The sequence below is a fragment of the Paenibacillus barcinonensis genome, from assembly GCF_003217495.1.
In the GTDB taxonomy this organism is placed as follows: domain Bacteria; phylum Bacillota; class Bacilli; order Paenibacillales; family Paenibacillaceae; genus Paenibacillus; species Paenibacillus barcinonensis.
In genome coordinates this window covers 1-20280 of the sequence record NZ_QJSW01000005.1, presented here as the reverse complement: position 1 = coordinate 20280, position 20280 = coordinate 1, and the positions used below count along the sequence as shown (strand labels likewise).

At 46.9% G+C, this 20280-nt stretch carries 18 protein-coding genes and 6 tRNA genes; 3 read left to right on the top strand and 21 right to left on the bottom strand.

All coding sequences use genetic code 11. From position 1 onward, the window contains the following. The first annotated feature begins 170 nt into the window (after positions 1-170). Entirely contained in the window at positions 171-1487 is a 1317-nt protein-coding gene (uraA, locus tag DFQ00_RS09475; RefSeq protein ID WP_110896246.1) for a uracil permease, read from the top strand. Positions 1488-1715: 228 nt separating this feature from the next. On the opposite strand, the gene DFQ00_RS09470 is transcribed toward uraA, so the two are convergent. The 6 genes from DFQ00_RS09470 to DFQ00_RS09445 all read right to left on the bottom strand — a co-directional run bounded on the left by DFQ00_RS09470 (position 1716) and on the right by DFQ00_RS09445 (position 8228). Then, positions 1716-2231 carry an adenine phosphoribosyltransferase gene (locus DFQ00_RS09470; protein ID WP_110896245.1) on the bottom strand — a complete coding sequence of 172 codons (516 nt, stop codon included), beginning with the start codon at positions 2229-2231 and terminating at the stop codon, positions 1716-1718. 37 nt (positions 2232-2268) lie between these two features. Then, entirely contained in the window at positions 2269-4677 is a 2409-nt protein-coding gene (gene recJ, locus DFQ00_RS09465) for a single-stranded-DNA-specific exonuclease RecJ (protein WP_110896244.1), read from the bottom strand. A gap of 38 nt (positions 4678-4715) precedes the next feature. Next, positions 4716-5675, bottom strand: a complete 960-nt coding sequence (locus DFQ00_RS09460) for a cation diffusion facilitator family transporter (protein ID WP_110896243.1) — start codon at positions 5673-5675, stop codon at positions 4716-4718. 73 nt (positions 5676-5748) lie between these two features. Next, positions 5749-6657, bottom strand: coding sequence for a protein translocase subunit SecF (gene secF / locus DFQ00_RS09455; RefSeq protein WP_110896242.1), 909 nt, complete (start codon positions 6655-6657; stop codon positions 5749-5751). Then, positions 6647-7897, bottom strand: coding sequence for a protein translocase subunit SecD (gene secD / locus DFQ00_RS09450; protein ID WP_110896241.1), 1251 nt, complete (start codon positions 7895-7897; stop codon positions 6647-6649). Before secD ends, secF begins: the two co-directional genes overlap by 11 nt. Positions 7898-7988: 91 nt before the next feature. Further along, complete coding sequence (locus tag DFQ00_RS09445) at positions 7989-8228, bottom strand: post-transcriptional regulator (protein ID WP_244213785.1); 240 nt, start codon at positions 8226-8228, stop codon at positions 7989-7991. 250 nt (positions 8229-8478) lie between these two features. Here DFQ00_RS09445 and spoVB point away from each other — a divergent pair, with 250 nt between their 5' ends. After that, on the top strand, positions 8479-10068 hold the full coding sequence (gene spoVB / locus DFQ00_RS09440; RefSeq protein ID WP_110896240.1) for a stage V sporulation protein B: 1590 nt from the start codon (positions 8479-8481) through the stop codon (positions 10066-10068). Positions 10069-10070: 2 nt separating this feature from the next. Here spoVB and DFQ00_RS09435 read toward each other — a convergent pair whose 3' ends face one another. Further along, positions 10071-10823, bottom strand: a complete 753-nt coding sequence (locus DFQ00_RS09435; RefSeq protein ID WP_110896239.1) for a YetF domain-containing protein — start codon at positions 10821-10823, stop codon at positions 10071-10073. A 181-nt stretch (positions 10824-11004) separates the two neighbouring features. Here DFQ00_RS09435 and DFQ00_RS09430 point away from each other — a divergent pair, with 181 nt between their 5' ends. Then, on the top strand, positions 11005-11400 hold the full coding sequence (locus DFQ00_RS09430) for a TIGR04086 family membrane protein (RefSeq protein ID WP_110896238.1): 396 nt from the start codon (positions 11005-11007) through the stop codon (positions 11398-11400). Between the two features lie 115 nt (positions 11401-11515). Here DFQ00_RS09430 and yajC read toward each other — a convergent pair whose 3' ends face one another. The 14 genes from yajC to DFQ00_RS09360 all read right to left on the bottom strand — a co-directional run bounded on the left by yajC (position 11516) and on the right by DFQ00_RS09360 (position 20262). Beyond that, positions 11516-11833: a preprotein translocase subunit YajC gene (gene yajC / locus DFQ00_RS09425; RefSeq protein WP_244213758.1), complete on the bottom strand. Its 318-nt coding sequence runs from the start codon at positions 11831-11833 to the stop codon at positions 11516-11518. A gap of 67 nt (positions 11834-11900) precedes the next feature. Then, entirely contained in the window at positions 11901-13037 is a 1137-nt protein-coding gene (tgt, locus tag DFQ00_RS09420; protein ID WP_110896237.1) for a tRNA guanosine(34) transglycosylase Tgt, read from the bottom strand. 34 nt (positions 13038-13071) lie between these two features. Beyond that, positions 13072-14100, bottom strand: a complete 1029-nt coding sequence (gene queA, locus DFQ00_RS09415) for a tRNA preQ1(34) S-adenosylmethionine ribosyltransferase-isomerase QueA (RefSeq protein WP_110896236.1) — start codon at positions 14098-14100, stop codon at positions 13072-13074. A 68-nt stretch (positions 14101-14168) separates the two neighbouring features. Beyond that, complete coding sequence (locus DFQ00_RS09410; RefSeq protein WP_110896540.1) at positions 14169-16187, bottom strand: SpoIID/LytB domain-containing protein; 2019 nt, start codon at positions 16185-16187, stop codon at positions 14169-14171. 168 nt (positions 16188-16355) lie between these two features. After that, complete coding sequence (gene ruvB, locus DFQ00_RS09405) at positions 16356-17366, bottom strand: Holliday junction branch migration DNA helicase RuvB (protein ID WP_110896235.1); 1011 nt, start codon at positions 17364-17366, stop codon at positions 16356-16358. Between the two features lie 55 nt (positions 17367-17421). Then, entirely contained in the window at positions 17422-18036 is a 615-nt protein-coding gene (gene ruvA / locus DFQ00_RS09400; RefSeq protein ID WP_110896234.1) for a Holliday junction branch migration protein RuvA, read from the bottom strand. Further along, positions 18033-18536, bottom strand: coding sequence for a crossover junction endodeoxyribonuclease RuvC (ruvC, locus tag DFQ00_RS09395; protein ID WP_110896233.1), 504 nt, complete (start codon positions 18534-18536; stop codon positions 18033-18035). The genes ruvA and ruvC overlap by 4 nt, the downstream gene beginning before the upstream one ends. A 245-nt stretch (positions 18537-18781) precedes the next feature. Further along, positions 18782-19408 (bottom strand): BofC C-terminal domain-containing protein, encoded by a 627-nt coding sequence (locus DFQ00_RS09390; RefSeq protein ID WP_110896232.1) that lies wholly within the window; start codon positions 19406-19408, stop codon positions 18782-18784. Between the two features lie 203 nt (positions 19409-19611). Beyond that, positions 19612-19685: transfer RNA gene (locus DFQ00_RS09385), tRNA-Pro, on the bottom strand. Between the two features lie 7 nt (positions 19686-19692). After that, positions 19693-19771 (bottom strand) — tRNA-Leu (locus tag DFQ00_RS09380). Between the two features lie 16 nt (positions 19772-19787). Beyond that, positions 19788-19864 (bottom strand) — tRNA-Arg (locus DFQ00_RS09375). Between the two features lie 7 nt (positions 19865-19871). Continuing rightward, positions 19872-19946 (bottom strand) — tRNA-Gly (locus DFQ00_RS09370). Between the two features lie 136 nt (positions 19947-20082). Continuing rightward, positions 20083-20160 (bottom strand) — tRNA-Asp (locus tag DFQ00_RS09365). A gap of 28 nt (positions 20161-20188) precedes the next feature. Beyond that, positions 20189-20262 (bottom strand) — tRNA-Met (locus tag DFQ00_RS09360). Positions 20263-20280 lie beyond the last annotated feature (18 nt).

The window sequence follows — 20280 nt, the reverse complement described above, 5'->3', positions numbered from 1 at the left end:
TCAGTTGGTATACATTATTGCCGTTATTTGCTGAAATAGAAGGTAATGAAAAAGTAATTATCAAGAAATCAAGTGTTTTACAAGCCAATTCCGAAAAATGTTATTGCTTATTTGCAAGAAAGTCTGTAATCTATTGAAAGTTTGTGTATCGGAAAAGGAGATGAAATTCTTTGCAACGCGAAATTCAGGTTGATCAGAAGATGGCTTTTGGCCCTGGCACATTATTGAGCCTGCAACATTTATTTGCCATGTTTGGCAGTACGGTATTGGTACCTAACCTTTTTGGGGTAGACCCTAGCATGATTCTGCTAATGAACGGAATTGGTACACTATTGTACATCCTGATGTGTAAAGGAAAAATTCCGGCATACCTCGGATCAAGCTTCGCTTTTATAGCTCCTGTAATGGCCGTCTTAAAAGGGCATCCTGAGAACGGATATTCGATGGCACTTGGAGCATTCATCGTAACAGGCATCGTATTTTGTATCGTAGCCCTCATCATTAAATATGCTGGCACAGGCTGGATCAATGTGGTATTCCCCCCTGCTGTAATGGGCGCAATCGTCGCCTTGATTGGTTTGGAGCTTGTGCCGGTTGCTGCTGGCATGGCAGGCCTGATCAATTCCGACCCTGTCAACAACCCTGGCTGGGTACCTCAAGCCAAACCGATTATTCTATCCATGGTAACCTTGGGAGTCACTGTGATCGGAGCTGTAACGTTCCGTGGTTTCCCCAAAATTATTCACATCCTGATCGGTATCGTGGTCGGTTACATTCTCGGATACTCTATGGGCTTTGTTAAAACAAGTACCATTGCTGATGCCGATTTTATCTCGCTTCCAACGCTAACTACTCCTACATTTGACTGGTCCGTCATTCTCACAATTCTACCGGTAGCGCTCGTTGTTATTGTTGAGCATATTGGACACCTGCTTGTCACAAGCAGCATCGTCGGCAAAGATTTGTCTAAAGATCCTGGTCTGCATCGCTCCCTGCTGGGTAACGGTGTATCTACGATTCTTTCCGGCTTCGTTGGGTCAACACCAAATACCACGTATGGTGAGAACATTGGTGTTATGGCGCTCACTCGTGTTTACTCGATCTATGTCATTGGCGGCGCCGCTGTCATTGCCATCCTGCTTTCATTCTCGGGTACGTTCTCGGCACTGGTTGCGAACATTCCTGTACCAGTTATGGGCGGGGTCTCCTTGCTCCTGTTCGGAGTTATTGCAGCATCGGGTCTGCGTATTCTGGTTGAACAAAAAGTCGATTTTGCCAAACCAACAAACCTGATCCTGACTACACTCGTACTTGTCATTGGACTCAGCGGTACGGAAATTTCCTTCTATGGTGTGCATTTGAAAGGAATGGCGCTGGCTACAATCGCTGGAATGCTTCTCAGCCTGCTGTTCAAACTGTTTGAAGTGATCGGTCTGTTAAACGAGGAGACTCAAAAGCAACCTGTTACTGAAAAAACACCCGACTGATTACAGGATGCTTGACAGGGAATTGCTCGAATGCGGATTCATGCAATCTCATATCAACCTCAGAGCGCTTTTTCTTCAAAAAATGATTGGCAAAAAGCCTGTTCTCCCAACCAAAGCGTTGGAGAAACAGGCTTTTTGCCAATCATTAATGCTGTATATTATTTCCCGGGAAACGGGAAAGTTACACTTCATTACTCACAACAATCCAATCCACAATGGATCACGATCTTAGTAGTTCATCAATGTGAATACATCCATATTTTCAGGCAGCTTTGCTCGGCCATTCAGATCGGACAGCTCAATCAGGAATGCTGCGCCAACCACATTACCACCTAGCTGCTCAATCAAATTAATGGAGGTTGCAATCGTTCCACCCGTTGCGAGCAGATCGTCTGCAATCAGGACATTTTGTCCTTTTTCAATTGCATCTGTATGCATTGCAAGTGTATCCTTGCCATATTCGAGATCATACCCTGCTTCAATTGTCGCTCCAGGCAATTTTCCACTTTTGCGAATGGGAGCAAATCCAACACCAAGAGCGTATGCGAGTGGAGCGCCCACAACGAAACCACGCGCTTCAGGTCCAGCAATAACATCAATTTTGAGGTCAGAAACCATCTGTTTCAGTTCATTGATTGCATTGCGATACATTTCTCCATCTTTCAACAAGGTGGTGATGTCCTTAAAGCTGATTCCCGGTTGTGGGAAGTCAGGAATGACACGAATATACTCTTTAAAATCCAAAATAATCTCCTCCTAAAATAAATACACAAACTTCCATCTAAGATACGCCCTTCATCCGGGATATCATCCATTGTGTCAGCTGAGGTGTCGATGCATCCAGCATCACCTGTTCCGTCTCGGCCATATGCTCCAGCGCCTGATAGTGACGTGCCGATGTCAGATCACGTTTCGGTGGATTGTCAGCGACCGTAATCATACCATCCTCTCGGGTAATGAAGGACAGCTCTTCAAAAACATCCAGCATCATCGTAATCATACGTGGAGAACAGCCACACTGACGGCTGAGCACAGGAATCATTTCTTGTTCCACCACGGGTTCCGCTTTCCATTTAAACACCAGCATATAAATACGCTTGAACAGTTCTCTGGAAGGCATCTGAAGGCGATCCAGGCGGTTGCCTGATCCGTGCAGAAGGATGATATTCTCAGCTCCGCTGAATAGAGCCAGCATTGCATCAAGTTGTTCCGGAGTTTCCGGCGTATCAAACACAAATAACGTTCGCACTTCTTCCTGTCCATACTGCTGAGCAGCAGCATTACACGGAAATAGCCCGACCTTTCTATCATATACCCAAAGGCACGGTTCATACAATGAATTTCCCTCAGAAACATTTGTCTCCTTACGCACAATCGCTCCGATGGAACCTGCCTTATAACGCAAGTGTACATCCAGTGCGCTCAGGAAGTGTTTCATGGCATGTAACGGATCAGCATGTCCCCGCATATCAAATACCTGCGCCCCAGGAACATGGATGTCCTGAAGCATCAGCTGCGGCTTTCTCATACCATTCCATTCATTAATGGACAGTTCGCCCATCACATCAATGACAGAACCTGGAGTGAGGAATTCAGCCAACGCTCCCTTGCCAAAAGCAACGGTTTCCAGTTGCTGACCTTCCTGCTCCAGCACCAGTTTCAGATGGCGTTTATCTCGCCCCATGGTCCGGGTTTCTTTGACAGTCACCTTTCGAAATACAAAACGCGGGGATGGATTGCTCATGCCAAACGGCTGCAAACGGTCGATCTCCTGAATCACCTTGATAGGCACGTCACTGATTCTGCATTCATCATCAGCCAGCCGCTGAGGTATAAAATCCGCTTCTGTTAGGACAGTTGCGGCATATTCATTCAAACCTGTCTCTAGCTGCTGCAATTGATCCCGATGAAGTGTCATCCCCGCAGCCGCAGGGTGTCCGCCATAGTGGTCCATATACTGCTTGTTCGCTGTCAGCGCCTCATAGATATCCAAGCCTTCGATTGAACGAGCGGAGCCTTTGCAAACCCCACTCTCGGGATCAATGCCGAGAATCAACGTTGGTCGATAATATCGCTCGAGTAATTTGGAAGCTACGATGCCAACCACGCCAACATTCCAGCCCTCGCCAGCCAGTACGATGACATCCGGGACTGATCCTGAACGCGACTCGATTTTCAACTCCAGCTGCATCGTCGCTTCCTGTAGTATGCCCTCTACGACTTGCTGTCGCTCCCGATTCAACAGATCAAGCTGTCCTGCGAGTGTGTGCGCCTCGTCCAGACTTTCTGTCGTAAGCAAGGATACGGCTCTTCCGGCATGATCCAGACGGCCACTGGCATTGATACGCGGGGCCATGGCAAAGGCAATATTTACGGAAGTCACCTGGGTTTGGTCCACACCACTGATCTCCAGTAAAGCACTAACTCCTGGCAGCTTCGAGCCGCGCATGGATTCTATCCCGTAACTGACAATCACCCGATTCTCGCCTTCCAGCGGCATCAAATCGGCTACTGTGCCGATTGCCGCAATCTCCATCCATTCACCAGGCACTTCACCGATGAGCGCCTGTGCAACCTTCAGGGCCACCCCTGCTCCTGCCAAGCCTTTGAAAGGGTAGGGACAATCCGGCAGCTTGGGATTAATTAATGCGTAGGCCTCTGGTAGTATTTCAGGGGGTTCATGGTGATCCGTTACAATCACCTCGATACCCAGTGTAGAAGCATAGGCAATCTGTTCAACAGCGCTGATGCCAGTATCAACGGTAATAATCAAAGTTACTCCTTGCTGATGAGCCCAATCCAAAGCATGGTTATGGAGTCCATACCCTTCGTTGGAACGATGAGGGATATAGATGTCGTATGAAGCCCCCAAATGACGCATGAGATGGATCATCAGCGATGTACTGGATACTCCGTCAGCGTCATAATCCCCGTATATTAAAATATGTTCTTCTCGCTCTAAGGCCAGCTTGATTCGGGGAATAGCCTCTCGCATCCCCAATAGCAGATAGGGATCATGCATCTGATTCATATCCGGATGCAGAAAACGTTCTGCCTCTTGTTCATTGTGCACACCTCGGCTGACAAGCAAACGTCCTACAAGTGGTGAAACGGAAAGCGCCTGCGAAAGTACCGCAGCCGCCTCCAGATTAATATGTGGTGTATTCCACCGATATTGCGAATAAAGCAATGATAACGCTCCTTTCCTGATCTGCTTGACCCGCTCCACTACTGAATTAATGTCGCTTCATGATCGGGCAGTTCATGATTGGATTTATAAGGATATCCAGGATCATAAGGCACAGCCTGTACCTGGACTTCTTTGACATGACTGAATCTTGTTAATAACAACGTCCTTGCTCTGTTAGCGATCTCTTGCGCCTCCAGAATGGAGATTCTGGGGTTCACACTAATGACCAATTCAATGGTAACGTCGTGCTCCTGCTCCCGTGCAACCAGGTGTTCAATCGTAATAATGCCATACACGCGTTGTACAGTTTCCTTAAAGTCCGTTGCATCCTCCTGATCCAGTTCCTGAACAAGTGATCCATACACTGTATCTACGATCATTCGGTAGCCTTTATAGAAAATGAAGCCAGAAGCAAGTATAGCTGTAATCGGATCAAGATAGAGAAGCAGGTTTAACCCTGTTTCTTCTCCTGCCATAGAGCCGATGATACCGATTAACACGGTGAGTGAACAATAGAGCGCACGCCGATGCTGAAGTGCATACGATAACGCTTGGGACTGATTCCGCTTGCGGAAAACACGATATTGAAATTGAAAAATAGCTTCTTTCACCGCCAGCGCTGCGACTGCAATCAGAAGCACGGACCTGCCGGGAGCCTCAATTTCATCGCTGGATAGAATGCCTAATGCAGAGATAGCCAACTGCAGACCTCCCATCAGGATCAGTACCGCTAACAGAACCGTCATACCCGGCCTTGCGGCACGTGCATGCTGCTTGAAACGTTCCCTTTGTACCTTGCCTTTGGAATGTACAGATTTTGAGGGAAACAGACCGACCAGGGAAGAGGCGGCTTCAGAAGCGGAGTACAAGCCATCAGCTAACAAAGACTTGCTGTTCGCCATGTATCCTGCTCCTGTTTTAATCACGGCAAGTGCCATATTTCCGACGATACCGCTCCATGTCGCTGCATGCGCAGACGGGCCGGATTCTCTTGTCATGTTTATTCCCCCTTCATTCTGTACTTAACGCTGCAAAACCGCGCCTGGCAGACGCGGCTTTGCATTTCGATGTTTAGTTAGAAGCTTTAGCCGCTGTTTTAGGCTTATTGCTCTGTTTGCTTTTAAGCGTGAACCACAACGGAGCTGCAATGAAGATGGATGAATACGCTCCAAAGAATGTTCCGATCACCATCGCCAGAGAGAACATACGGATGGACTCGCCGCCGAAGATAAACAAGCAAAGTGACGCAATGAATACGGTGAATGTGGTATTCAAGGAACGAGTCATCGTTTGAGCCAAACTGTGGTTCACAACCTCACGCAAATCGGCTTTGGTTGTCTTTTTGGCAAAACGCAGATTTTCCCGAATCCGGTCAAAAATAACAATCGTATCGTTGATTGAGAAACCAACAATAGTCAGCACTGCTGTAATAAACGTCAGATTGACTTCCAATCGGAAGATCGAAAATACACTGATGACCACAAACGCATCATGAAAGATGGAAACTACCGCCGCCACTGCAAAACGCCATTCAAAACGAATCGCCACATAAATCATTATCCCGATACTTGCAATGAGTACCGCATAGATTGCGTTGCGTTCCAGTTCCTTGGCCATCTCAGGATCAACCGTGTTGACCTCATAGGAGGCTGTTGAATCCAGCTTGCTAAATTCTTGCTTGAATTTACTTTCCTGATTTTCATCCAGAACATTGGAGAACCGAACGTTTACCCGATCAGCGCCCGGCGTGATGTGCACATCACCCTCCTTGACACCCATATCGTTGATAATCGGATCAATCTGCTCCGTTGTAATTGCTTTGGATACGGTAATATCCACGTTGGAGCCTGATTTGAAGTCAACAGCATAGTTCAAGCCAAATGTTAATAAACTGACGATACCGGCCACTGTCAAAATAATTGAAAAGATATAGGCAATCTTACTGCCTTTAACATAGTCATAGTTCCAATTAAAGCGCACGAATTTCACTCTCCTTCACTCCGAAATACTTAGGCTTCTTGAGCACGTTACCCCGTACAAGCAGGGTCAACAGGAAGCGGGAGAAGAAAATATTCGTGATAATACTGGTCACAATATCAAAAATCAGGACGAGCGCAAAACCTTTAACTGCCCCCGTTCCCAAGAAGAACATAACAGCCGCTGCAATAATGGTTGTTACATTGGAATCAATAATCGTACGGAAGGAGTGCTTGCCTCCAGCCTTAACGGATGACAGAATGGATTTGCCACTGCGCATCTCTTCCTTGATCCGTTCATACGTAATGATATTTGCATCCACCGCCATACCTATACCCAGGATGAAGGCTGCAATACCCGGAAGGGTAAGAACAAATTCACCAAGATAGAAGATCGCAAGCACTAACCACGTATGTGTGATCAAAGCAAAGCTCGCAATAATACCAGGTACGCGATAAAGTCCAATCATAAAGATCAGGATAATTAACGAGCCAATTAAACCAGCTTTGATCGTTTGATCCAGGGACAGCTTACCAAGCGTCGCACCAACACTTTGGGAGTACTTCTCGGTAAGTTTCAAAGGCAGTGCACCCAGGTTAATGGTATCACGAAGCTGGTTCGCTTCTTCACGGGTATAGTTACCCGAGATTTGAGCCGATCCGTCCGTCAGCTGCTGTTGCACAGTTGGTGCAGAAAGCAACGTATCATCCAGATAAATGGCGAGAGGTTGTCCAACCAAACGTTTCGTGATTTCAGAAAATTTGGCTTTGTCCTTCACTTTAATGTCGATCATCGGCTGATTCAAATTCGTAAAAACAACCTTCGCCGCATTTTCGACAAATTCATTACCACGAAGCTCAATTTTGGAGTATTGGCCTTCCTTGTCATTCTCTGCTTTACTCCGGAAGGTCAGAACAGCAGGTTCTTTCATTTTGGCTCTAACCTCGGCCTCATCCGTAACCCCTGCCAATTTCAACCGAATACGGTTGGTTCCTTCCGTTGTTACTTCAGGCTCACTTGTTCCGAGCGCATTGGCACGGCTTTCGAGGCTTTTGGCTGTTTGCACCAGAGAGGCTTTGCTGACTTGCTGCCCTGCTTCGAGCGGCTCTGCTTCATATAAGATCTCGTAGCCTCCTTTTAAATCAAGGCCCAAGCGTATATTTTTGAGCAGCTCCGGGCTTGTTCCCACCATAACCCCTGTGGTGACAAGCACGACCAGAATGAAACTGATAATTCTTTTCATGCCGTTCCTAGATCCCCTTTCGTTCTCAATATTCCTATTATAGCGATGCCGTAAAAAGCAGTCAATTTTCAACAAAAAAGATCCCTTTCGTCTAGAAAGAGGACCCCCGGTATGCAGACACGGTCATAAAGTTCATAAAGCTTGTTGCTTTCAGTGACAATATGTCGTTCACCAGCTGGTGAAGCGGTGGAATGCCCTGTTTTTCGTATTTATGACTGACGCAATTCCAGACATCTTTGCTGGTGACATATTCGTAACCGACAAGCCTTAATTCCTCTGCCTTGCTTCGGCAGAGTATCTCTATGGACTCTTCCAACTCCACATCATTCATCTCTTCCAAGTGGGGAGCCTCCCTTCGTACATCCAAGCCTCTCTGCGGCATCGATACTACATCATTCGACCTCACCCGATCATATTCCTTCTTGCTGAAGATGGTTCTTTTTGTTAATCATGTCCAAGTTGTCATGAGATGATAAAACCCCGGCATAGGATGAAATACAACGGCTTTGTCCCATTAATAAGCATAACCTGTACCTTTAGTGAGGATAACCTGTACCTTCAACCGGGAAAGAGGGGTAGTTTTGAAGAAACAGACATTTATTCAGGGGGCCATGATCCTGCTCGCGGCAGGTATAATTAATCGCATTCTCGGCTTCATTCCGCGTATTGCACTGCCACGGGTCATCGGTGCAGAGGGTGTTGGCATCTATCAACTGAGCTATCCCTTTTTCATCGTGCTGGTCACGCTGATTACCGGCGGTATTCCTTTAGCTGTAGCCAAGCTTGTGGCAGAAGCCGAAACCGGTGCTAACCGATATTCCCCCCAGCGTATTTTGCAGATCAGTCTGAGCTTTACACTTACGCTTGGAGTCGTTTTTATGTTTCTGTGCATCGTGTTTGCACCGTGGATCACTCAGTATGTACTTACGGATGAACGGGTATATCATACATTCGTGAGCATGAGCCCTATGATAGCCATTATAGCCGTTTCAGCCGTGTACCGGGGGTATTTCCAGGGCAAACAAAATATGATGCCTACAGCCGTGTCTTCCATTGTGGAAACCATCATCCGTATTATTTGTGTCATCTGGTTTGCATGGTTGCTGTTGCCTCACGGGATTGAACATGCAGCCGCCGGGGCCATGCTGGGCGCAATGGTCGGTGAACTGGGGGGAATGCTGGTCCTGTTATGGAACTATGCAAGAGCAAGAAAAGAACTGCCTCTTTCAAAGAAGAAGCCGCACACGGAACAGCCCGTAGAAACAGAAACCTATCAGGGGGGACTGATCCGGCGACTGCTCGCCATATCGGTGCCCGTTACTGCCGGGCGTCTGGTTGGCTCATTATCCTATCTCGCAGAGACAATTGTAACGGCCCAGAGTCTCGCTCTTGCCGGAATTGCCAAAGGACTCGCTACTGCCCAATACGGCGCATTACAAGGCATGGTCATACCACTGCTCTTGCTGCCTGGGGCATTGACCTCTTCCCTCGCCACCTCTCTGGTCCCATCTCTGTCAGAAGCTTCTGCCCGGGGGGATCGTGCGCTTATTCATAAAAGAATGCATCAGGCTCTGCGGCTTGCACTGGTCACCGGTGCACCGTTTTCCGTCTTTATGTATGTGCTTGCCGAACCGATGTGTCTGGTGCTTTATAACGATGCATCGATTGGAAGCATGCTGAAGCTGATGGCTCCGTTTGCATTATTTATCTACATTCAAGCTCCGCTCCAGGCTGCGTTGCAGGCACTTGATCGCCCTGGTAAAGCATTGTTGAATACGTTTATCGGTGCTGTTATCAAAATCTCGTTAATTCTGATGCTGGCTTCACGGCCTGAATACGGTATTTTCGGTGCGGTCATTGCAATCTGTGTCAATTCGATGGTCGTAACCTTATTACATGCACGCAGCGTTCGTATTCTTTTGAATTTTCGCTTCAAGCTGGTGGATTGGGTCAAAACAGGAGCCGGCATGTTCATCATGGGTGCAGCGACCTTGCTCGTATACGAGCACACCGTAGCCATGCTTCCTTTTTGGTTACGCATGATCCTTGCCCCGATTACCGGTTTAATTGTCTATTTGCTCATCATGGGTTTGACCAAAATGATTGATTTCCATGATTTATCCCGGGCACCGCTCATTGGTTCGTGGTTCAAACGGCGCTCCAAAAAATAAATTCACTTCTTGTCCTCACGAGGGCTGATATATAATTTGCCATTGTGGTCGATGGAGCATATAAAGACATCCTTGAAATCCGTGATACCTTTTTGTTGAATCTCATTTTTTAACCAGAAGCGTGTTTTCTCGATCATCTCCAGATTCTCATCCTGAACCTTCCCATCCATAATGAGCGGAACAGGCAGCCCTTCATATTTGATGTTGGGGAAGCCCTTTAATTTGATGTTGCCCTTTTGACCTGACAATGGTTTACCTGAACCCAAAGTGGAGGAAGCATTGCCACTACCTTCGCTTTGATCTTTAGGAAACACCGTCAGCTTGCCCGTTGTCTCAAGCAAAGCAAAATCCACATCTTCTATGCTATCTATGTTTTGTTCCCGTAGCTGCTGAAGCAGATCATCCAGATTATAACGCTGCTTTTTCATTTCATCCCGGTGAAGCTTGCCTTTGGAGATGATAACCGTTGGTTTTCCATCAATCATCAGACGAAGCTTTCGGCTTTTCAAGCCGACATAGGCCATACCTATCTGCATGATGATGACCGTCAGCATCGGTGCAATGCCATGGGAGAGCGGTTTTTTAATATCTTCGATGACAAAAGCAGCCATTTCGGCGAGCATAATCGACACGACCAGATCAAACATGGACAGCTTGCCGATCTCACGTTTGCCCATAATACGAATTGCACAGTAAACCAGAAAATACATGAGTATTGTACGGAATACATGTGGGCCGATATCAGTGAAATTCATAACAGGGACCTCCTTCGCATTTCAGCATTTGGACAGACACCGGAAGTGCAATCCCTATTTTGACCTGAACCTGACGGGCTCATGCAGAAATAATCCGTTTATTTAATGGAAATCAGTTCATAAGTACGCAGGCTTGACCATACACTGTATTAATTTCAAACTTGTACAAGGGGGATACTTCATGCAATTGATTCGCCGCTTGTTCTCATTTCGGATGTCCAATCCAATTCTGTCTGGCCTCTGTCATGCTTTTGTCTGGATGTTTATCGGCGCTTTCATTCTTTCCTTCTTCCTGTGGATGAGCGACATGCGAGAACAGGACCTCTCTACCTATACTTACGTTGTTCATGGCTTGTCTCTTCTCATGGGTGGTTTCATTGCGGGTAAACGGTCGGGCGAGAAAGGATGGTACTATGGAGGCCTTACGGGCATCGTATATGGGCTTCTCGTGTTACTCATCGGCTTCCTCGCACTCGATGCTTCCTTCAACTGGAGGGACAGCCTGCAGCTGCTCAGCGCTTTTGTGCTCGCCGCGTTCGGAGGCATCTTCGGTGTGAATACTCAACGTTCTTCCTGACCGCCTTCTCTGTTCAACATCCCTGTTCGTTAAAAATACAAAAAGAGAACCGGATCTGCTCAGATCCGATTCTCTGTTCGGGAATATGCCAGGCATATTCTCATCATGTATAAAATTATTGAGCCGTTTCACGACTTACAGCACTGCTGATGGCGTTGCGATCAAATGTAAGTTTGGTTACATCGTTAACGCGCAATACCACGACATCGTCTGTAATTTCGGCAATTGTACCGTGAAGGCCGCCAATGGTTACAATTTTATCGCCCTTTTTCAACTGGCTCAACATTTGATTACGTTGCTTTTGCTTTTTGTTCTGTGGACGAATCATCAGGAAGTAGAAAATCGCTACCATGAGTACCAAAGGTACGATTAATGAGAAAATTCCACCACCTGCACTAGGCGTTGTTCCTGCCGCTAACATTCCTTGAAACATGCAAACTCCCCCTTATCGACTATACATACAGATATTGCTTGTTACATCGGCTCCGCAAAAACCTTAATCAGAAACCTTTGTCATTGTCATGCAGACCATATTGATCGAAAAATTCATCCCGGAAATCAAGCAAACGATCTTCCATTATGGCTTTGCGCACATTCCGCATCAAATTCTGTAGGAAATGAAGATTATGGATCGTTGTCAGACGCAAACCAAACGTTTCATCTGCTTTAATCAGATGACGCAAGTACGCTCTGGAATAGTTTCGGCAAGTGTAGCAATCACATTCAGGGTCAAGCGGCCCAAAATCCGTTGCAAACTTGGCATTGCGAACCACCAGACGTCCCTGACTTGTCATCGTTGTTCCGTTACGGGCAATTCGGGTTGGCAACACGCAGTCAAACATGTCCACTCCACGAATTGATCCCTCAATCAACGCGTCGGGTGAACCTACACCCATCAAATAACGTGGTTTATTGGAAGGCAGCAAAGGCACCGTATAATCCAATACACCATACATCAAATGTTTCGGTTCTCCAACACTCAGTCCACCAATAGCATACCCCGGGAAATCCATGGAAGTCAAATCAGCCGCGCTTTGACGGCGAAGATCTTCATGCATGCCTCCCTGAACGATGGCAAACAAACCTTGATCATGTGGACGGGCATGACTTTCAAGACAACGTTCTGCCCACCGGGTTGTTCTTTCAAGTGATTTTTTCACGTATTCATACTCGGCCGGATATGGAGGGCATTCATCAAAAGCCATCATAATATCCGATCCTAGTGCATTCTGAATTTCCATAGCTACTTCCGGGGAGAGGAACTTTTTGTCTCCGTTTAGATGGGAGCGGAAGTGCACGCCTTCTTCTGTAATTTTGCGCATCTCACTAAGAGAGAACACCTGAAACCCACCGCTGTCAGTCAAAATAGGGCGGTCCCAGTTCATAAACTTATGCAAGCCGCCAGCTTGACGGATAATTTCATGCCCTGGTCTCAGAAACAGGTGATAAGTATTACTCAATATAATCTGAGCATCCATCTCTTTCAGCTCTTCAGGACTCATCGTTTTTACTGTTGCCTGCGTACCTACCGGCATGAAGGTTGGTGTTTCGATAATGCCGTGTGGGGTATGCACACGTCCCAGACGCGCACCGGATTGTTTACACGTTTTGATATGTTCGTACGTAATTGCTGCCATTGGTTTTAATCATCCTCTGAAAGTTAATCGATTATTAATAAATCAGCATTGCATCGCCAAAACTGAAGAAACGGTATCTCTCCTTGATCGCTTCGGCATAGGCATGCATTATATTCTCCCGACCCGCCAGCGCACTAACAAGCATAACCAGTGTTGATTTCGGCAGATGGAAGTTAGTAAGCATCCCGTCAATAACTTTGAAGGAGTATCCTGGGTAGATAAAGATGCTCGTCCAGCCACTGCTTTCCTGCAGCATGCCATCTTCGAATTTGCTTCCCACCGTTTCCAACGTTCTGCAGCTGGTTGTACCCACTGCATAAACTTTATTGCCGTTCTCTTTGGTCTGGTTAATCAGATCCGCCGTCTCCTGAGACAGAGAGTAGTATTCCTCATGCATAACATGATCCTCGACAACATCAACAGACATCGGTCTGAAGGTGCCTAACCCAACATGTAGAGTTATAAAGCCGATATTCACACCTTTAGCGCGAATCTGATCAAGAAGCTCATCTGTAAAATGAAGCCCGGCTGTCGGTGCAGCAGCGGAACCTTCGTGTTTCGCATATACCGTCTGATAACGCTCACGATCATCAAGCGTTTCCTTGATATATGGCGGCAGCGGCATTTCGCCCAGACGATCCAAAATCTCCTGGAAGATGCCGTTGTACTCAAACGTTAACGTACGCGCCCCCATTTCACCGACTTCATTAATAACGGCCTTGAGTTCATCACTAAACACGATGACCGCACCATCTCTCAGCTTTTTACCTGGCTTGACCAGTGCCTCCCACTTGTCGCCTTCCACATTCTTGAGGAGTAACACCTCCGCCTTGGCGCCTGTGTCTTCTTTGACACCGAACAGGCGGGCAGGCAATACACGAGTATCATTCAAAATCAGCGTATCTCCTGGCTCCAGCACGTTGATGATATGAGGAAAATGGTGGTGAGCAACGTCGCCCGTCTCTTTATTCAAAGTAAGCAACCGAGAAGCGGTGCGATCCAGCAATGGTGTCTGTGCAATTAGTTCCTCTGGTAATTCAAAGTTATATAAGTCCACATTCATGTTCTATTCATTCCTTAACACATTGGTATTCTTTCAATTCATTCTTGAACTGCATCGTATTCTTTGTTTCATTCTTTGACAATCGTCGCATTTTGATAATAGTGTTTCAATATTGTCTGGTAATCATACCCTTCATCAGCCATCCCTTTGGCTCCCCATTGAGATAATCCGAGCCCATGACCATTACCTTGACCGATGAACATAAACATCTGCCCCTGTGTTACAGCTCTCGCTTGACCATCAGCACTCATCACAACCAAGGCATTGCTCGAAGAGGTTCCAGTTCCTGAGGCAGATAACACAGCAGCCCCCTGTGATCCCGTTTTGCTGACTTTATTGCCGTCAGCGCCTAATACAGTATAACTTCCGGTTCCAGCAATATCAAATAAAGTGCTAGGCAATCCACCTAATGCAGAGCGGTAAGTATCAGCATATTTGACTGTCAGTGGCTGCCCGTTCGCCGTAACTTCCATCGCTCGTCCAGAAGGTCCTCGCTTGCTTACTTCCAGCATGGAGATTGAGGAAGGAAGGGCGGTTGTCGTTTTACCCTGCAATGTTTTAAGTAGCTGCGCTGAGGTAAACGGTCCTCTTACCCAGGCATAATCATTGGATTGAGCCACTTTTGCCAATACAACAACCTCTGTTCCGGGATTAATTTTGGCTACCGGTTCAACATTGGATTGGATCAGCGGGATAGGTCTTACATTCGTATTTTGAGCCGTGACGGTTACTTTAGAGAGGCCCGCATCCGACTTTGCTGCGAGTTGCTTTACGTTATCTTCACGAATATATCCGCTCACACCTGAATTCAGAAGAACATGATACCAGGTCTGAAGCCCGGCTTGGGCAGATTGATCTCCACGGCTCTCCACATTAGTGAAGACTCCTGCACCACCGTTCCATACCTCAGAAGGATGGGCCGTTTGACCGCCCGCATTGGAGGAAAACACAGCTTCTACTATTTTGCCTCCGCTTTTAATAACTTCTCCGGCAGTAGCATCCACAGCTTTCGTTACTTTATCGTTCTCCGAATTCATTCCGTTATAGGCCTGACTCAGTGTGGTATCTACAACATTGGCAATCTTGAAACGCTCCCCTTGCTGCAGCGCATAGGAACGAGCCGCAACTGCTTGCACTTTCAATGCTTCTGCCGGCCAGGAAGAATAGACCTCCGCACCCACAACTGAATACAAGTATTGTTCTAGCGCTACAACGTTAACCAGAGCCAAATCCCCATTAACGATACTGATTTCCATATCTCCACGATAAGTTCGCTGTGATCGCTCCACAACTTTGATACCGCTACCTGTTCCTTGTACAAGAACTTTAGAGTCTTTACCTGCAATTGTATAATGCGGAGCAGTTATTAGCTTGTCCATATTCAATCCTGCATCCTGACGAATTATTAGACCCCCACTGCCTGCAGGAGTGAGGTTCATGCCAGCTGCACTCGTTTCGATACGCTGCTTTAGCGTAGATAACTCTGCTGCAGATGCAGCTTCCCCCACCCAAACTGTATAAGTCTGGCTTCCGTCCAGTTGAAGTACAGGATAAGCTGTAAAGCCGGCTGACAGCAAACTTGCCTGCGCCGCTTCTGCTTCCTGAAGAGAGTTATAGCTGCCTGCTTGCAGATGTTCGCTTCCTGTCACAGCAGGTTGCTGTCCTGCTAATTGAGCTGAAGCTGTTTTTTGTACTCTTGTAACGGCTTGTCCTGCCAGTGCTGCCGTTCCATAATTGCCTGTATACAATTGATAAAGCGTTTTGCCATTGAACGATGCACTGAATAATAACGGTTTATCTGTAGTCGCCTGGAGCAATTTTGCAGCTGCTGCGGCTGTTTTAAAATCGGTCGTTTCTAGCACTTTTACACGAAATCCATCTGCACTAAAACGTGCTTGTCCGGATGGAATCGTCATAGTGGTGCCCCGCTCAGACTGAAGCCCCCACTGTCCACTCGCTTCAAATGTGACGAGTGGTGTCGTTGATTTATATGTGCTTCCTAAATTGGCAAACAGAGCTACCCTGATCAACTGTGCATCATTGCCATCAGCATAAGCGGGTAACTGCAAACATGTTGCTGTCATCATTAGAGCAGCCGCCAGCACTTTCAATCGACGACTCCATTTTTTCGTACGTATTGCTTTTGCCACCTTCAGGCTCCTCTCTGTACAGTGTCTTTTGTGTATATCGGTTCTTCTCTTATCATTTTGTAATCAGGAGCTCTTGTCCAATCCACATCACCGTATAGTTAATCCTTACTTGGCATCTCTAGGCGGAACAGGCAGCCCAAGATGATGGTAGGCCAGATCCGTTACGATTCGTCCTCTTGGCGTCCGCTGAATCATACCGATCTGCAACAGATACGGTTCATATACATCCTCAATCGTCTGAGACTCCTCCCCAATGGTTGCCGCAATGGTATCCAGACCAACAGGGCCTCCCCGGAAGCTATGAATCATGGACTTGAGCATCTTGTGATCAATTTCGTCTAATCCACGCGGATCAATCTGAAGACGTTGCAATGCTTCTTCTGCCACCGCTTGTGTAATAATGCCATCGCCCCGCACCTGCGCAAAATCACGTACCCGTTTCAATAAACGATTAGCAATACGTGGTGTCCCGCGTGAACGCAGAGCAATCTCCTCTGCGGCATCGCCCACAATCTCTACACCCAAAATTTCGGTAGAGCGTGATACGATGTAGGCCAGTTCATCAACTGTGTAGAATTCCAGACGGCTAATAACCCCAAACCGATCTCGAAGAGGAGCAGACAATAGCCCCGCACGGGTAGTCGCACCAATCAACGTAAATGGCGGCAAATCCAAACGAACGGATCGTGCACTGGGACCCTTGCCAATCATAATATCTAATGCGGAATCTTCCATTGCGGGATACATCACCTCTTCAACCGTACGATGCAGGCGATGAATCTCGTCAATAAACAAGACATCTCCCTCTTGCAGATTCGTCAGCAGCGCAGCGAGATCGCCTGGGCGTTCAATTGCCGGACCTGAAGTTGTTCTGAGATTTACGCCAAGTTCATTGGCAATAATATTAGCAAGTGTTGTTTTACCAAGTCCCGGAGGACCGTATAACAGCACATGATCTAATGCTTCATTTCGTAATTTAGCCGCTTCAATATATATTTTAAGATTTTCCTTCACCTGATTCTGCCCGATGTATTCATTCAAATAACGGGGACGAAGACTTAATTCAACGTTCTGGTCCTCCATCATCAGGTTTGCGGATATAATCCGTTCATCCATACTTTTCTCACCCTTTTCTTGCAGGCTGCAACTCTATTATATTATTTCAAAAAATTTATCCGGTAAATAACATCTGCAGCGCGCGCTTCATCAGCACGTCTACAGAATCCGCCGTAGTCGCATCTTTTTTCATTTTTAGCCATACCTTATCCAGCTCACTATCTGTGTAACCAAGTACCTTCAGGCCTTCACGGGCCTCATCCCAAGCAGAGCCGCTTCCAGCCTCTTCAGATGGCGGTGCGAACAACCCCGTCTCGTATGCTGCCGTACCGAAGCCGTCCAGCTTGTCTTTCAGATCAAGAATCATACGCTGCGCTGTTTTCTTACCGATGCCTGGCAGCTTTGTCAAGAACGTCAAGTTCTCCTGATAGATCGCAGTAACTACGTGATCTGGCGTACCGCCAGCAAGAATCCCCAAAGCCACTTTCGGTCCGATGCCGGACACTTCAATCAGTTTGCGGAACAAACGCTGCTCATCTCGCGTCACAAAACCAAATAGCAGCATTGCGTCTTCACGAACATGATGATGGGTATACACCGTTATTTCGCCTTCTTGTTTAGCAAACGCATAAGGATTCGGACAGAATACACGATAACCTACGCCATGAACATCCAGAACAATATAATCACTCTCAACATGTATGAATTGTCCTCTTAAAAAATCAATCATTTTCGCAATACCTCATTCAACTTGGAATTTAATGTATAAGAATGGGCATGACACACAGCAACAGCCAGCGCATCTGCCACGTCATCCGGTTTGGGCACAACTTGAAGGCGAAGAAACATTTTGACCATCTCCTGTACCTGCTTTTTCTCCGCCTTGCCATACCCCACAATAGCCTGTTTGATCTGCATTGGAGTATATTCTGCAACCGGAAGACCCTTCTGGGCAGCTGCAAGCACCATGACCCCTCTTGCCTGACTGACAGACATCGCTGTAGTTACATTCCGGTTAAAAAAAAGCTTCTCCAGTGCTACCGCATCCGGTTTATATTTGTCAATTAACTGTACCATGCCCTCATATACGTGAAGAAGTCTCTCCTCCTCAGGAGTATGAGCCTCTGTCTGAATACATCCATATTGTACGGGCACAACCTTGTTCCCGATCTTATCCACAAATCCGAAACCCACAATCGCAATCCCCGGGTCAATCCCCAAAAAACGCAAAACCATCTCTCCCTTACAAAAGCGAACATATGTATCGTTCATTTCATTATAACAAAAGATAAGCCGCGCGGCAGGAAAAACTTTGTCTATGCTAATACTTGCTGTTTTTCGTTTGTATTCTGCAAAATGTTTTACATTCTACGTTTCCACAGACCACGACAAAAAAGGACATACTGATGATGTCCTTTGGTCAAGTTCTTTTGTTCACATATTCGACTGGAAGCTCCGACTTTTTATTGTGAGAGTTAACCGCCGTTCCGAAGCAGTCGATGCCTTTCATCCACAGCAAAGTCGCTGAATGTGGAAATCACACTGTCATATTCATCCTTATCTTGAACACGAATCCCTTCCTGCAATTGCTCTAAAACTCCATTAGGCAGTGAGCTCTCCAACGTACCTACATCCAGTTGAAAAAACGTACGAATAACGTTATCTTCCGCAGGCTTACCCTCGTATAGATTCAGATTACCAGCAGCATCAATACTGATGTAGGCTTGCTGCTTGCAGATCGGCGAGAGATCATCTATGCTCTGCTTCAGTTGCAGAGTATCCACTGAAGTAACCTCAGCATCCCACTCTGGATGTTGAGCAAGTAATACTTTCAATTGAGGTATATCCATTCTTCCTAATTGTTCTGTCTCCACACCACAGATATATTTAGTTTGCAAAACGACACGTATTAATTTCGTTCTCTCAGTCTGGAGTTGGCTTACAAGTGTCTCAATCTCCTGCTCAGTTCGGCGATCCTGCTCGACTGAACCCATAACACTCACAGCTTCCCCAAATTTTGTTGTTAATAAGCGCTCTACCGCGGCTGATATGGTTATACCACGGTATGCTAATACCGTAATCGCTATGATCGCACCGGCCATCCACAACGTTCGTCTCCATCGCCGCCAACGCTTCCTGAATTGTTTTCTGAAGTTGAGCCTGCTCACATAAACCCCTTCAATCACTTTTTAAAACTATTGTGACCTAATGTATTACGCTTTATGCACACCCGTGTGCTCGAAGTCTGCAAGGATATTATCAAACAGCAAAAAGCACTATCCGTTAAGATAGTGCTTTCTAAAGATCGGGATGACACGATTTGAACATGCGACCCCCTGGTCCCAAACCAGGTGCTCTACCAAGCTGAGCTACATCCCGTTATATATACCGGCGAGAGGACTCGAACCTCCACGGTTTCCCACTCGATTTTGAGTCGAGCGCGTCTGCCATTCCGCCACGCCGGCAAACGATAAAATAAAATGGCGCGCCCTGAGAGATTCGAACTCCCGGCCTTTTGATTCGTAGTCAAACGCTCTATCCAGCTGAGCTAAGGGCGCAAAATATTGGAGCGGAAGACGGGAATCGAACCCGCGACCCTCGCCTTGGCAAGGCGATGCTCTACCGCTGAGCCACTTCCGCATGCGATAATAAAATATATAAATGGCGGAACCGACGGGATACTCTCACTCCGTTCGAGACTGCGAAGCAAATGCTCTCGAAGTGTATGCTCCGACGAACCCGAAACCCGGATTCTCATCCCTGAAGCATATATAAATGGCGGAACCGACGGGATTCGAACCCGCGATCTCCTGCGTGACAGGCAGGCATGTTAGGCCAACTACACCACGGTTCCAGATCACTTTCGGTTAGGAAAGCTACAATTGCGGGGGCAGGATTTGAACCTGCGGCCTTCGGGTTATGAGCCCGACGAGCTACCGGGCTGCTCCACCCCGCGTCATTAGAAAAGATATAT

Coding starts and splice junctions, on each gene's coding strand:
- DFQ00_RS09445 (WP_244213785.1), bottom strand. CDS start 8,228: ATGAATGATGTGGAGTTGGAAGAGTCCATAGAGATACTCTGCCGAAGC.
- queA (WP_110896236.1), bottom strand. CDS start 14,100: ATGAATGTGGACTTATATAACTTTGAATTACCAGAGGAACTAATTGCA.
- ruvA (WP_110896234.1), bottom strand. CDS start 18,036: ATGATTGATTTTTTAAGAGGACAATTCATACATGTTGAGAGTGATTAT.
- DFQ00_RS09435 (WP_110896239.1), bottom strand. CDS start 10,823: ATGAATTTCACTGATATCGGCCCACATGTATTCCGTACAATACTCATG.
- tgt (WP_110896237.1), bottom strand. CDS start 13,037: ATGGCAGCAATTACGTACGAACATATCAAAACGTGTAAACAATCCGGT.
- DFQ00_RS09430 (WP_110896238.1), top strand. CDS start 11,005: ATGCAATTGATTCGCCGCTTGTTCTCATTTCGGATGTCCAATCCAATT.
- yajC (WP_244213758.1), bottom strand. CDS start 11,833: ATGTTTCAAGGAATGTTAGCGGCAGGAACAACGCCTAGTGCAGGTGGT.
- DFQ00_RS09390 (WP_110896232.1), bottom strand. CDS start 19,408: ATGGCCGGTGCGATCATAGCGATTACGGTATTAGCATACCGTGGTATA.
- secD (WP_110896241.1), bottom strand. CDS start 7,897: ATGAAAAGAATTATCAGTTTCATTCTGGTCGTGCTTGTCACCACAGGG.
- DFQ00_RS09410 (WP_110896540.1), bottom strand. CDS start 16,187: ATGATGACAGCAACATGTTTGCAGTTACCCGCTTATGCTGATGGCAAT.
- ruvB (WP_110896235.1), bottom strand. CDS start 17,366: ATGGATGAACGGATTATATCCGCAAACCTGATGATGGAGGACCAGAAC.
- DFQ00_RS09460 (WP_110896243.1), bottom strand. CDS start 5,675: ATGACAAGAGAATCCGGCCCGTCTGCGCATGCAGCGACATGGAGCGGT.